Annotated in this window: 13 protein-coding genes and 1 pseudogene; 13 read left to right on the plus strand and 1 reads right to left on the minus strand. The window is 56.2% G+C overall.

The genetic code is table 11. From position 1 onward, the window contains the following. Nucleotides 1–97: 97 nt before the first annotated feature. From malX to add, 3 genes and pseudogenes are all read left to right on the plus strand, one after another. Nucleotides 98–1,504, plus strand: a pseudogene (gene malX, locus ACOTW6_RS05020) (maltose/glucose-specific PTS transporter subunit IIBC); the annotation flags it as partial. 50 nt (nucleotides 1,505–1,554) lie between these two features. Beyond that, nucleotides 1,555–2,727 carry a MalY/PatB family protein gene (locus ACOTW6_RS05025; RefSeq protein ID WP_062932600.1) on the plus strand — a complete coding sequence of 391 codons (1,173 nt, stop codon included), beginning with the start codon at nucleotides 1,555–1,557 and terminating at the stop codon, nucleotides 2,725–2,727. 96 nt (nucleotides 2,728–2,823) lie between these two features. Continuing rightward, nucleotides 2,824–3,822, plus strand: coding sequence for an adenosine deaminase (gene add / locus ACOTW6_RS05030; protein WP_062932599.1), 999 nt, complete (start codon nucleotides 2,824–2,826; stop codon nucleotides 3,820–3,822). Between the two features lie 56 nt (nucleotides 3,823–3,878). Here the strand turns inward: add and ACOTW6_RS05035 are convergent, their stop codons facing one another. Then, a complete protein-coding gene (locus ACOTW6_RS05035; protein WP_062932598.1) occupies nucleotides 3,879–4,919 on the minus strand; it encodes an oxidoreductase in 1,041 nt (346 codons plus the stop codon). A 238-nt stretch (nucleotides 4,920–5,157) separates the two neighbouring features. Here ACOTW6_RS05035 and blr point away from each other — a divergent pair, with 238 nt between their 5' ends. The 10 genes from blr (at nucleotide 5,158) to nth (ending at nucleotide 12,509) form a co-directional block, all read left to right on the plus strand. Next, entirely contained in the window at nucleotides 5,158–5,283 is a 126-nt protein-coding gene (blr, locus tag ACOTW6_RS05040; RefSeq protein WP_151884424.1) for a division septum protein Blr, read from the plus strand. Nucleotides 5,284–5,512: 229 nt separating this feature from the next. Then, nucleotides 5,513–5,728, plus strand: coding sequence for a transcription modulator YdgT (gene ydgT, locus ACOTW6_RS05045; protein WP_000217941.1), 216 nt, complete (start codon nucleotides 5,513–5,515; stop codon nucleotides 5,726–5,728). Between the two features lie 85 nt (nucleotides 5,729–5,813). After that, nucleotides 5,814–6,254, plus strand: coding sequence for a DUF2569 domain-containing protein (locus ACOTW6_RS05050; protein ID WP_015570663.1), 441 nt, complete (start codon nucleotides 5,814–5,816; stop codon nucleotides 6,252–6,254). Nucleotides 6,255–6,330: 76 nt separating this feature from the next. Next, nucleotides 6,331–6,912 carry an electron transport complex subunit RsxA gene (rsxA, locus tag ACOTW6_RS05055; RefSeq protein WP_003857582.1) on the plus strand — a complete coding sequence of 194 codons (582 nt, stop codon included), beginning with the start codon at nucleotides 6,331–6,333 and terminating at the stop codon, nucleotides 6,910–6,912. Next, nucleotides 6,912–7,490, plus strand: a complete 579-nt coding sequence (gene rsxB / locus ACOTW6_RS05060) for an electron transport complex subunit RsxB (protein ID WP_047051387.1) — start codon at nucleotides 6,912–6,914, stop codon at nucleotides 7,488–7,490. The genes rsxA and rsxB overlap by 1 nt, the downstream gene beginning before the upstream one ends. Then, entirely contained in the window at nucleotides 7,483–9,504 is a 2,022-nt protein-coding gene (gene rsxC / locus ACOTW6_RS05065) for an electron transport complex subunit RsxC (RefSeq protein WP_213788667.1), read from the plus strand. The genes rsxB and rsxC overlap by 8 nt, the downstream gene beginning before the upstream one ends. After that, nucleotides 9,505–10,557, plus strand: a complete 1,053-nt coding sequence (gene rsxD, locus ACOTW6_RS05070) for an electron transport complex subunit RsxD (protein WP_015570666.1) — start codon at nucleotides 9,505–9,507, stop codon at nucleotides 10,555–10,557. A gap of 10 nt (nucleotides 10,558–10,567) precedes the next feature. Further along, entirely contained in the window at nucleotides 10,568–11,188 is a 621-nt protein-coding gene (rsxG, locus tag ACOTW6_RS05075; protein WP_003857590.1) for an electron transport complex subunit RsxG, read from the plus strand. A 2-nt stretch (nucleotides 11,189–11,190) separates the two neighbouring features. Continuing rightward, complete coding sequence (locus ACOTW6_RS05080) at nucleotides 11,191–11,877, plus strand: electron transport complex subunit E (RefSeq protein ID WP_062932596.1); 687 nt, start codon at nucleotides 11,191–11,193, stop codon at nucleotides 11,875–11,877. After that, entirely contained in the window at nucleotides 11,874–12,509 is a 636-nt protein-coding gene (gene nth, locus ACOTW6_RS05085; protein ID WP_015570668.1) for an endonuclease III, read from the plus strand. Before ACOTW6_RS05080 ends, nth begins: the two co-directional genes overlap by 4 nt. Nucleotides 12,510–12,786 lie beyond the last annotated feature (277 nt).

Raw genomic sequence — 12,786 nt, forward strand, 5'->3', positions numbered from 1 at the left:
ACGCATCATTTACTCAAAATGCCCCACTGATGCCCCATAGAAAAACCGCATAACCTTAACTATCTGATTTAACATATTAATATCACTTCAATCATGATTCATCTGGATGAGCAAGGTCGGATCGTTTGCCTTTAGCTTCCTGCCGGTAATGTTCTGTATCGCCATTCCTCTGGGTCTGGCGCGCGAAAACAAAGGCGTGGCGGCGTTTGCGGGCTTCGTTGGCTATGCGGTCATGAACCTTGCGGTTAACTTCTGGCTGACCGCCAAAGGGATCCTGCCCACGACCGACGCGGCGGTACTGAAAGCCAATAACATTCAGAGCGTGATTGGTATTCAGTCCATCGATACCGGGATCCTTGGAGCCGTGATCGCGGGGGTGATTATCTGGATGCTGCACGAGCGATTCCACAACATCCGCCTGCCCGATGCGCTGGCCTTCTTCGGCGGGACCCGCTTTGTGCCAATCATTACGCTGGTTGTGATGGGTCTGTTTGGTCTGATCATCCCTCTGATTTGGCCGATTTTTGCCATGGGGATCACCGGTATTGGCCGCATTATCAACGGCGCGGGTGATTTCGGCCCGATGATTTTCGGTACGGGTGAACGTCTGTTGCTGCCGTTTGGTTTACAGCACATCCTGGTTGCCCTGATCCGCTTTACGGAAGCCGGCGGCACCATGGACGTTTGCGGTCATTCCGTTAGCGGCGCGCTGACCATCTTCCAGGCCCAGCTGAGCTGCCCGACCACTCACGGCTTCTCTGAAAGTGCGACGCGTTTCCTCTCTCAGGGTAAAATGCCTGCCTTCCTCGGCGGCCTGCCGGGCGCTGCGCTGGCGATGTACCACTGTGCCCGTCCGGAAAATCGTCATAAAATTAAAGGCCTGCTGATCTCCGGCGTTATTGCCTGCGTAGTGGGCGGTACGACAGAACCTATCGAATTCCTGTTCCTGTTCGTGGCACCGGTACTGTACCTCATCCACGCCGTACTGACGGGCCTGGGCTTTACCGTGATGGCTGTGCTCGGTGTGACCATCGGTAACACCGACGGTAACGTGATTGACTTCGTGGTCTTCGGTATCCTGCACGGTCTGTCCACCAAGTGGTATCTGGTGCCGGTTGTGGCCGCCATCTGGTTCGCGGTTTACTACGGGATCTTCCGCTTCGCCATCACCCGCTTTAACCTGAAAACGCCTGGCCGCGATACCGATACGGCCACCAGCGTTGAACAGGCGGTGGCTGGTACCGTTGGGAAATCCGGATATAACACGCCTGCTATTCTGGCGGCGCTGGGCGGTGCGGATAACATTACCTCTCTGGATAACTGCATCACCCGCCTGCGTTTGTCGGTGGCGGACATGTCCAAAGTGGATACCAACGCACTTAAAGCTAACCGGGCTATTGGCGTAGTACAGTTAAATCAACACAATTTGCAGGTCGTCATTGGCCCGCAGGTACAGTCAGTGAAGGATGAGCTGGCAACCCTGATGCGAACCGTCGAAGCCTGATGCCTCGCCCCCCCTCGTCATGAGGGGGTTTTACTTTACGGAGCACCGTCATGTTTGATTTTTCTACCGTCGTGGATCGACACGGCACCTGGTGTACCCAGTGGGATTATGTCGCTGACCGTTTTGGCGCTGCCGACCTGCTGCCCTTCACCATCTCTGATATGGATTTCGCCACCGCCCCCTGCATTACCGATGCGCTGCACCAGCGAATAAACCACGGGGTGTTTGGCTACAGTCGCTGGAAAAATGACGAATTTCTGGCCGCCGTGGCGCACTGGTTCCGGCAACGCTTTAACAGTCAGATTGATACCGAAACCGTGGTGTATGGGCCGTCGGTCATTTATATGGTCTCGGAGCTGATCCGCCTCTGGTCCTCGCCTGGCGACGGCGTGGTGGTTCATACCCCGGCTTACGATGCTTTTTATAAAGCCATCGACGGCAACCAGCGTACCGTTGTTTCCGTGCCGATGCAGAAAACAGCGCATGGCTGGGAGGGCGATATGGCCGCGCTGGAAGCGGCGCTGTCAAAACCGGAAAACAAGGTGTTGCTGCTGTGTAGCCCGCAAAACCCGACCGGCAAAGTCTGGACGCGGGAGGAGCTGACCACAATGGCGGCCCTGTGTGAACGTTATGACGTAGCGGTGATCAGCGACGAAATTCATATGGACATGGTATGGGGCACGCATCGTCACACCCCGTGGAATGAGGTTGCGCGCGGTAAATGGGCGCTGCTGACCTCGGGTTCCAAAAGCTTCAACATTCCGGCGCTGACGGGCGCCTGGGGGCTTATCGCCGATGACGCCAGCCGTAACGCCTATCTGAATGCATTAAAAGGTCGGGACGGACTCTCTTCCCCTTCCGTGCTGGCGCTGACCGCGCACATTGCTGCTTACCGGCAGGGCGAACCCTGGCTGGACGCGCTGCGGACCTATCTCGAAGAGAATCTGCGGTTTGTTGCTCGCGAATTAAACAGTGCTTTTCCGACACTCAACTGGCAACCGCCCGAGGCCACCTATCTGGCGTGGATCGATCTTAGCCCACTCGGTATAGATGACAAGACGCTGCAAAACGTGCTGATTGAACAGCAAAAAGTGGCCATCATGCCGGGATATACCTATGGGGATGAAGGTAAAGGCTATGTGCGTCTGAACGCTGGCTGTCCGCTTAGTAAACTTGAACAGGGCGTTCAACGCCTTATCGCTGGCATCAACACGCTGCTGTAAATTATTTGCGCAACGGAATATTCCCTTGCGCAAATAGCTTTTTACCCCGTTTTGTTTTTATAATATGGCGCACTTTAACCAGCAAAGAGTGCGACCATGATTGATACACGCCTGCCTTTAACTGATATTCACCGCCACCTCGACGGAAACATTCGTGCCCAAACCATTCTCGATCTTGGCCGCCAGTTCAATTTAACCCTCCCTGCCGAAACGCTTGAAACCCTGATCCCCCATGTTCAGGTCACGTCGAACGAACCGGATCTGGTGAGTTTTCTGAGCAAGCTCGACTGGGGCGTGAAGATGCTGGCCTCGGTGGATGCCTGTCGCCGTGTCGCCTTTGAAAACATCGAAGATGCCGCGCGCAACGGCCTGCACTATGTCGAACTGCGTTTCTCCCCGGGCTATATGGCGATGACCCACAATCTCCCCGTAGCGGGCGTGGTTGAAGCGGTCATTGAAGGCGTGCGTGAAGGCTGCAAAACCTTTGACGTTCAGGCGCGTTTGATCGGCATTATGAGCCGTACCTTCGGTGAAGCGGCCTGTCTTCAGGAGCTGGAAGCATTACTGGCGCATCGCGACCAGATCACCGCCATTGACCTGGCCGGTGACGAGCTGGGCTTCCCGGGCAGCCTGTTCCTGTCTCATTTCAACCGCGCACGTGATGCAGGATGGCATATTACCGTTCATGCGGGGGAAGCCGCTGGGCCGGAAAGCATCTGGCAGGCCATTCGTGAGCTGGGTGCGGAACGTATTGGTCACGGCGTGAAAGCCATTGAAGATCGCGCGCTGATGGATTTCCTCGCCGAGCAACGTATTGGGATCGAATCCTGCCTGACCTCCAATATTCAGACCAGTACAGTGGCGTCGCTGGCGCAACACCCGCTGAAAACCTTCCTTGAACACGGGGTGCTGGCTTCCCTGAACACGGACGATCCGGCGGTTCAGGGCGTGGATATTATTCACGAATACAACATCGCCGCACCGCAGGCCGGGCTGAGCCGCGAGCAGATCCGTCAGGCGCAAATCAACGGGCTGGAGATCGCCTTCCTGACGCCTGAAGAGAAACAGGCGCTGCGCAATAAAGTTGCTCAGTAGTCCTCTTTACTGCCGGGTGGCGCTGCGCTTACCCGGCCTACGAAAGCGTTTGGTACTTATGCCAGACAGAGCGTTGCGCGATGTTTGGCAGATTCGATCCCGAGCTCAATGAGCTCCATAATCTGGATTGCCTGGCTTGCGGGAACCGGATTTTCACCTGAACCGTTTAGCGCGTCACGAATGGCGGCGTAATACGCCGGATAGTTCCCCGGCAGGGTCAACACCGTCTCTTCAACCAGCGCCTCCCCCTCCGCACGCGTCACCACCCCGTCCCGCATGTCGTAGCCCCAGTCCTCCTGCGGTAAGCGTTCGCCATTTTTGAGGCGCTCTTCCTGCGGATCCAGGCCGAACTTCACATAGCTGCCGCGCGCCCCGTGAATGATATAGCGGGCCGATTCCGCCGCCGCAAGCATTGTCCCGTGCAGCACAATGCGCCGCTGCGGATAACTCAAAATGGCATGGAAATAGTCGGTGGTCTGCGCCCCCGGCCTGAGCTGCGCTAAATCGACCGTCATGCTCACGGGCAGACCAAACAGATGAACGGCCTGATCGAGAAGATGCGGCGCTAAGTCATACCAGATGCCGCTACCCGGTCCCGCCTGCTCGCGCCAGCGATCTCGCACCTGCGGACGATAACGATCGAAATGCGACTCAAAAAAGGCAATTTCGCCGAGCGTACCTTCGTTTATCAGCGCCTTAACCGTCAGGAAATCGCTGTCCCAGCGCCGATTGTGAAAGACCGATAATAACCGACCCAGACTTCGCGCCAGCGCATCCAGCTCGCGCGCCTGTGACAACGTCACGGTGAAGGGCTTATCGACAACAACATGTTTCCCTGCCTCCAGCGCCGCTTTCGCCAGGGGGAAATGCGTGTCGTTAGGGGTAGGAATGATAATAAGGTCAATATTAGGATCGTTAAACAGATGCTTAGGCTCCGTTACCACCGGCACGGCTGGCCAGTCGGCGCGGACCTTAGTCTCATCGCTGCTTGTGATAGCCGCCAGTTCCATTCCCGGCGTACCGGCAACCAGCGGTGCATGGAAGGTTTTGCTTGCGTACCCGTAGCCAATAAGACCGACGCGGATGTTTTCACTCATCGTGTGCCCCCTCGCTGTGCGCTTATTTATCACTGGCCTTGTGCTTAACGCACACATTAATAATGTGCCCTGTGAGTTAAAATAGCATCTCACGACAGCGTTTTTTGTTACCTCGCATTAAAGTGTGTATAGGGGCCGGGGAATCGTTCCCAAAGCGCTTGCTCTGGCGAAAAGGGCGCTGTAACATTTGTAATCTGTATTTATGGATAAATTACAAACACAAATTATGTCGTTAATAATTAATCGAATCATTGAATTAGCGGGATGGATTGTCCTTGGGGTTTCAGTCGTGTTGCTCGGTATTGCCAGCCATATCGATAACTACCAGCCGCCGGAGCCTGTTACTGTCGCACAACAAAAGTAAGCCGTAGCGTCATAAAGCGTGACACATTACGTCATGGTACGTATTGCCAGCCGTAATGAACGGGGTTACCCTTCTCTTCCAGGCATCTGCTGGTGCCTGATTCTTCGCAAAGAAAACTCCTAATTTCGTCGCGTTACCCGAGTGGACAGTTTACGTCTTTATTAATCCGTTTATTATTCGAACGCATTACCTTTATGGGTATTACCCTTTTATATGGAAACTTATTAATATGACAGTTCAGGACTATTTATTAAAATTTCGCAAGATCAATTCCCTTGAAAGCCTGGAAAAACTGTTTGACCATCTGAACTACACGCTGTCGGATAATCAGGACATCATCAATATGTACCGCGCTGCTGACCATCGTCGCGCCGAACTGGTCTCTGGCGGTCGTCTGTTCAATGTGGGGGAAGTGCCTAAATCAGTATGGCGTTACGTTGTATAAGAAAGTAGCCTTCGGCGTGAAATGTTATATACTCTCCGCCCTGCAAATTTCTGTATAACATTTCGCGCAGACTATGGGAGAGCGTATGACCGCATTGCCTGGAGAGAGAATTGGGGGCTGGTTAATCGCCCCGCTGGCATGGCTGCTGGTGGCATTATTAAGCGCTTCGCTGGCGCTGTTGCTTTACACCACCGCACTGGTTACGCCTCATGCTATCCAGACACTGATGTCCCAGAGTGCGCTTAATATTGCGACGTGGTTTGTGTCGTTCGTTTTCGCGATCGCGATGTGGTACTACACGCTGTGGCTGACTATCGCCTTCTTCAAACGCCGCAAAAGCGTGCCGAAACATTACATTATCTGGCTGCTGGTCTCCGTGCTGCTGGCCGTCAAAGCATTCGCTTTCTCGCCAGTGTCTGACGCGCTGGCGGTTCGCCAGTTACTGTTCCCGCTACTGGCGACGGCGCTTCTGGTCCCTTATTTCAAGCGCTCGACGCGCGTTAAGAAGACCTTTGTTAACCCGTAATAACCTTACAGTTAACCTGTTGTGGCCTGTTGTCGTTTATCCGATAATAGGCGGCTATTTTATTTCAGGCTAAATAATGACCGATTACTTACTGCTCTTCGTCGGAACTGTGCTGGTTAATAACTTCGTACTGGTGAAGTTCCTTGGCCTGTGCCCGTTCATGGGCGTCTCCAAAAAGCTGGAGACGGCAATGGGCATGGGGCTGGCCACCACCTTCGTGATGACGATGGCCTCCATTTGCGCATGGCTGATTGATACCTGGATCCTGATCCCGCTCGACATGCTCTACCTGCGCACCCTGGCCTTTATTCTGGTCATTGCGGTTGTGGTGCAATTTACCGAAATGGTGGTGCGTAAAACCAGCCCTGCCCTGTATCGCCTGTTGGGTATTTTTCTGCCCCTCATCACCACCAACTGTGCGGTGCTGGGCGTGGCGCTACTGAATATCAACCTCGGGCATAACTTCCTGCAATCGGCGCTGTACGGTTTTTCCGCCGCGGTCGGTTTCTCTTTTGTTATGGTCCTGTTCGCCTCGATTCGCGAGCGTCTGGCCGCGGCGGATATTCCCGCGCCGTTTCGCGGTAACGCCATCGCTCTGGTGACCGCAGGTTTAATGTCTCTGGCCTTTATGGGCTTTAGTGGTCTGGTGAAGTTGTAATGAGTGCTATCTGGATTGCCATCGCGTCCATCAGCGTACTGGGACTCGTCTTTGGCATCATTCTGGGTTATGCCTCCCGCCGGTTTGCGGTGGAGGACGATCCGGTTGTTGAAAAAATTGATGAACTTTTACCCCAGAGCCAGTGCGGGCAGTGCGGCTACCCAGGCTGCCGCCCTTACGCTGAGGCGGTGGGCGTGCAGGGAGAAAAGATCAACCGCTGCGCACCGGGTGGCGAAGCGGTCATGCTTAAAATAGCTGCCCTGCTGAACGTCGATCCCCAGCCTGTCGACGGCGATGAACAGGCCCAGGAGCCCGTTCGTGCCCTTGCTGTTATCGACGAAGCCAACTGCATTGGCTGCACCAAATGTATTCAGGCGTGTCCTGTTGACGCCATTGTGGGCGCAACGCGCGCGATGCACACCGTTGTGGCGGATCTGTGCACCGGCTGTAATCTCTGCGTGGCACCCTGCCCGACGCAGTGTATAGAACTACGCCCGGTTGAAACGACTACCGAAAACTGGAAATGGGACCTTCAGGCCATTCCGGTTCGCAATATTCCTGTGGAACAACATGCTTAAGTTATTTTCTGCCTTCAGAAAAGAGAAGATCTGGGATTTCGACGGCGGCATTCATCCGCCTGAGATGAAATCGCAGTCTAACGGCACACCGCTGCGCCAGATCCCACTGGCGACCCGTTACGTTATGCCCCTTAAACAGCATATCGGCGCGGAAGGCGAACTGTGCGTGAAAGAAGGCGATAGCGTTCTTCGCGGCCAGCCGCTGACCTTTGGTCGCGGACGGATGCTGCCGATACATGCCCCGACTTCCGGTAAGGTGGTGGCTGTTGCCCCCCATACCGTTGCCCATCCGTCGGCGTTGTCTGAGCTGAGCGTGATCATAGAAGCCGATGGTGAAGACCGCTGGATCGAGCGTGACGGCTGGAGCGACTACCGTTCCCACAGCCGTGAAGCGCTGATTGAACGCATTCATCAGTTCGGCGTGGCGGGTCTGGGGGGCGCAGGCTTCCCGACCGGCGCTAAGCTTCACGGCGGCGGCGATAAAATCGAAACGCTGATCATCAACGCCGCCGAGTGCGAACCGTACATCACCGCCGATGACCGTCTGATGCAGGACTGTGCCGCGCAGGTGGTGGAAGGGATTCGCATTCTTGCGCATATTCTGCAACCCCGCGAAGTGCTGATCGGTATTGAGGACAATAAACCGCAGGCCATTTCGATGCTGCGTGCGGTACTGGCGGACAGCCACGATATCGCCCTGCGCGTGATCCCGACCAAATACCCGTCCGGCGGGGCAAAACAGCTGACGCAGATCCTGACCGGCAAACAGGTCCCCCACGGGGGCCGTTCGTCCGACATCGGCGTGCTGATGCAAAACGTGGGAACCGCCTACGCGGTGAAACGTGCGGTGATTGATGGCGAGCCATTGACCGAGCGCGTCGTCACGCTGACCGGCGAGTCCGTCTCCCGTCCCGGCAACGTCTGGGCGCGTCTGGGTACGCCAGTGCGTCATCTGCTGGAACAGGCTGGCTTCTGCCCGGGTAGCGATCTACTGGTCATTATGGGCGGCCCGCTGATGGGCTTTACCCTGCCGTGGCTGGATGTGCCGGTGGTGAAGATTACCAACTGCCTGCTCGCCCCTTCCGCAACGGAGATGGGCGAAACGCAGGAAGAGAAAGGCTGCATACGCTGTAGCGCCTGTGCGGACGCGTGCCCGGCAGATTTACTGCCGCAGCAGTTGTACTGGTACAGCAAAGGCCAGCTGCACGATAAAGCCCAGGCGCATAACCTGGCTGACTGTATTGAATGCGGTGCCTGCGCCTGGGTCTGCCCCAGCAATATTCCGCTGGTGCAGTATTTCCGTCAGGAGAAAGCCGAAATCTACGCCATCTCCATGGAAGAAAAACGTGCCGCTGAAGCGAAGGCCCGTTTTGAAGCGCGCCAGGCGCGACTGGAGCGCGAGAAACAAGCCCGTCAGGAACGCCATAAGCAGGCTGCCGTGCAGCCTGCGGCGAAAGATCAGGATGCCATTAACGCAGCCCTGGCCCGCGTGCGCGAGAAGAAAGCCACCGCCGCCCAGACGGTTGTGATCGCTCCGGGAGAAAGACCGGACAACAGCGAAGCGATTGCGGCCCGCGAAGCGCGGAAAGCCGAAGCACGCGCGCGTCAGGCGGAGAAAGCGCAAAACGCCAAACCGGAAGCCGATATCGACCCACGTAAAGCGGCGGTGGAAGCGGCTATCGCCAGGGCAAAAGCCCGTAAAGCCGGTCAGCAGACAGTGGTGGTTGAACAGGAAGCGACGGATCCACGCAAGGCGGCCGTTGAAGCCGCTATCGCCCGCGCCAAAGCACGTAAAGCGGCACAAGTTCAGCCTGCCGAAGAGAGTGAAACGCCTGTCGACCCGCGTAAAGCCGCCGTTGAAGCGGCCATCGCCCGTGCCAAAGCACGAAAAGCGGCACAGCAGGACGAACTGCCTGCGGCCGCTAATGACGATCCACGCAAAGCCGCAGTCGCCGCCGCGATTGCGCGCGTTCAGGCAAAGAAAGCCGCGCAGCAAGCCGTTAACGAGGATTAAATGGTTTTCAGAATTGCAAGTTCCCCTTACACCCATAACCAGCGCCAGACATCGCGTATTATGATGCTGGTGTGCCTGGCCGCGCTGCCAGGTATTGCCGTACAGTGTTGGTTTTTCGGCTGGGGTACGCTTTTCCAGTTAGTTCTGGGTTGCGCCAGTGCCGTCGCAGCAGAAGCCGCGATCCTGAAGCTGCGCAAAATGGAAGTGACTCGCATCCTGAGCGATAACTCCGCCCTGTTGACCGGCCTGTTGCTGGCCATCAGCATTCCCCCGTTTGCCCCGTGGTGGATGGTGGTATTGGGAACGGTGTTTGCGGTGATCATCGCCAAGCAGCTGTACGGCGGACTTGGCCATAACCCGTTTAACCCGGCGATGATTGGCTACGTGGTGCTGCTGATCTCCTTCCCGGTACAGATGACCAGCTGGCTGCCGCCGCATGAAATCGCCGCCACGGTGCCCGGCTTTATGGATGCCCTGCACGTTATCTTTACCGGCCACACCGCGCTGGGCGCGGATATGAACGCGCTTCGCATGGGCGTGGACGGCATCAGCCAGGCCACCCCGCTCGATACCTTCAAAACCTCCCTGCGTGCCGGACACAGCGTGGAGCAGGTGATGAAATCGTCTATTTACAGCGGCGTACTGGCGGGTGCTGGCTGGCAGTGGGTCAATCTGGCCTATCTGTTGGGCGGCGCGTTCCTGCTGCAACAGAAGGCAATCCGCTGGCATATTCCGGTGAGCTTCCTGGTGACGCTGGCCGTCTGCTCGACGCTCGGCTGGGTGATCTCACCTGAGTCGCTGGCCAGCCCGCAGCTCCATCTGCTCTCCGGCGCGACCATGCTCGGGGCATTCTTTATTCTGACCGATCCGGTCACCGCGTCTACCACCAACCGTGGTCGTCTGATTTTCGGCGCGCTGGCGGGCTTGCTGGTCTGGCTTATTCGCAGCTTTGGCGGTTATCCGGACGGCGTGGCATTTGCCGTGCTGCTGGCTAACATCACCGTTCCGCTCATCGACTACTACACGCGTCCCCGCGTGTACGGTCATCGCTAAGGGTCACGCCATGCTAAAGACAATGCAAAAACACGGCGTCACGCTGGCGATCTTCGCCGCCGCCCTCACCGGGCTGACCGCGCTGGTAAATGAACTGACGAAAACCACCATTGCAGAGCAGGCAATGAAGCAGCAAAAAGCGCTGTTCGATCAGGTGATCCCATCCGACCTCTACGATAATGACCTGCAAAAAAGCTGCTTTGTCGTGCAGGCTCCGCAGCTCGGTAAAGGACCCCATCGCGTTTATATTGCCCGCAAGGGCGATAATCCCGTGGGTGCCGTCATGGAAGCCACCGCGCCGGACGGTTACTCCGGTGCGATTCAGTTGCTAGTGGGCAGCGATTTTTCCGGCACCGTGCTGGGTACGCGCGTGACGGAACATCACGAAACGCCGGGCCTTGGCGACAAAATTGAAACCCGCTTAAGCGACTGGATCTTACACTTCGCCGGGAAGATGATTCACGGCGAAGACGATCCTGCTTTCGCGGTGAAAAAAGATGGCGGCGAGTTTGACCAGTTCACCGGCGCCACGATTACCCCGCGCGCGGTGGTCAACGCCGTCAAGCGCGCCGGGCTGTATGCCGAAACGCTGCCCGCGCAGATCAATCATCTTTCCACCTGTGAGGAGTGACCATGAGCCAGGTTAAAGAGGTTATCGTCCAGGGTCTCTGGAAGAACAACTCCGCGCTGGTACAGCTGCTGGGGCTGTGTCCGCTGCTGGCGGTGACGTCTACCGCCACCAACGCGCTCGGGCTGGGGCTGGCGACCACGCTGGTGCTGACCCTGACTAACTTTTCCATTTCTGTTTTGCGCCGCTGGACGCCGTCGGAAATCCGTATTCCGATCTATGTCATGATCATTGCGTCGGTGGTCAGCGTCGTGCAAATGCTGATTAACGCCTACGCATTTGGCCTGTACCAGTCGCTCGGGATCTTCATTCCGCTTATCGTGACTAACTGTATTGTCGTAGGCCGCGCTGAAGCCTTCGCGGTGAAAAACAATCCGGCTATTTCCGCGCTGGATGGGTTTTCCATCGGCATGGGCGCGACTGCCGCCATGTTCGTCCTCGGCTCTCTGCGTGAAATTTTGGGCAACGGTACGCTTTTCGACGGTGCGGACGCGCTGCTTGGCGGCTGGGCGAAGTCGCTGCGTATTGAGGTGTTCCATACGGACACGCCGTTCCTGCTGGCCATGCTGCCGCCTGGCGCCTTCATTGGCCTTGGGATGATACTGGCGTTAAAATACCTGATTGATGAAAAACGTAAACGCCGCGCCGCTGAGCGCAGCATACAGGAAGGGATCCCCGAGAAAGCAGTATGAATAAAGAGAAACGCATTGCGATCCTGACGCGCCTGCGCGATGAGAATCCTCATCCTACGACTGAGCTGAACTTTAACTCGCCGTTTGAACTGTTGATCGCGGTGCTGCTCTCTGCGCAGGCGACGGACGTGAGCGTCAACAAAGCCACGGCCCTGCTCTACCCTGTCGCCAATACGCCGCAGGCCATGCTGGAGCTGGGCGTTGAGGGTGTGAAATCCTATATCAAGACCATTGGCCTGTTTAACAGCAAGGCCGAAAACGTCATTAAGACCTGCCGGATCCTGCTGGAGCAGCACGGCGGTGAAGTCCCGGAAGACCGCGCTGCGCTGGAAGCGTTGCCGGGCGTCGGGCGTAAAACGGCAAATGTGGTGCTGAACACGGCGTTTGGCTGGCCGACCATCGCCGTGGATACCCATATCTTTCGCGTCTCTAACCGCACCCGGTTCGCGCCGGGTAAAAACGTGGAAGAGGTGGAAGAGAAACTGTTAAAAGTGGTCCCGGCGGAATTTAAGGTGGACTGCCACCACTGGCTGATCCTGCACGGACGGTATACCTGTATTGCCCGTAAGCCACGCTGCGGTTCCTGCATTATCGAAGATCTCTGCGAATACAAAGAAAAAGTCTATCCCTGAGCGTAAACCACCTAACTTCTTACCTGTTCAAGCCCTTAATATTAACAAGGGCTCTGATATCTTCCCGATTGACCATAAATTGCCCTCTCTTTCTCCTTTACGCTTTGTCGATTCTTCGGTCATTTAACACTCAAACAGGTTAATAGTTTTTTCATCACCAAAAATTTCTATACATCTGTGATCGCGATCACTCTGATAACCTGATGTTGGATTTTTGTTGTTAAAACCCGCCCAACCCCTTTGTCAGACAAGATTTCATCGATTCCACACCGCACAT

Origin of the sequence: Enterobacter cloacae complex sp. IR5403 (assembly GCF_049238705.1) — a bacterium.
Classification (GTDB): domain Bacteria; phylum Pseudomonadota; class Gammaproteobacteria; order Enterobacterales; family Enterobacteriaceae; genus Enterobacter; species Enterobacter hormaechei_C.

Coding starts and splice junctions, on each gene's coding strand:
- rsxD (WP_015570666.1), top strand. CDS start 9,505: ATGGTTTTCAGAATTGCAAGTTCCCCTTACACCCATAACCAGCGCCAG.
- ACOTW6_RS05050 (WP_015570663.1), top strand. CDS start 5,814: ATGACCGCATTGCCTGGAGAGAGAATTGGGGGCTGGTTAATCGCCCCG.
- rsxG (WP_003857590.1), top strand. CDS start 10,568: ATGCTAAAGACAATGCAAAAACACGGCGTCACGCTGGCGATCTTCGCC.
- nth (WP_015570668.1), top strand. CDS start 11,874: ATGAATAAAGAGAAACGCATTGCGATCCTGACGCGCCTGCGCGATGAG.
- ydgT (WP_000217941.1), top strand. CDS start 5,513: ATGACAGTTCAGGACTATTTATTAAAATTTCGCAAGATCAATTCCCTT.
- ACOTW6_RS05035 (WP_062932598.1), bottom strand. CDS start 4,919: ATGAGTGAAAACATCCGCGTCGGTCTTATTGGCTACGGGTACGCAAGC.
- add (WP_062932599.1), top strand. CDS start 2,824: ATGATTGATACACGCCTGCCTTTAACTGATATTCACCGCCACCTCGAC.
- rsxC (WP_213788667.1), top strand. CDS start 7,483: ATGCTTAAGTTATTTTCTGCCTTCAGAAAAGAGAAGATCTGGGATTTC.
- rsxB (WP_047051387.1), top strand. CDS start 6,912: ATGAGTGCTATCTGGATTGCCATCGCGTCCATCAGCGTACTGGGACTC.
- rsxA (WP_003857582.1), top strand. CDS start 6,331: ATGACCGATTACTTACTGCTCTTCGTCGGAACTGTGCTGGTTAATAAC.
- ACOTW6_RS05080 (WP_062932596.1), top strand. CDS start 11,191: ATGAGCCAGGTTAAAGAGGTTATCGTCCAGGGTCTCTGGAAGAACAAC.
- ACOTW6_RS05025 (WP_062932600.1), top strand. CDS start 1,555: ATGTTTGATTTTTCTACCGTCGTGGATCGACACGGCACCTGGTGTACC.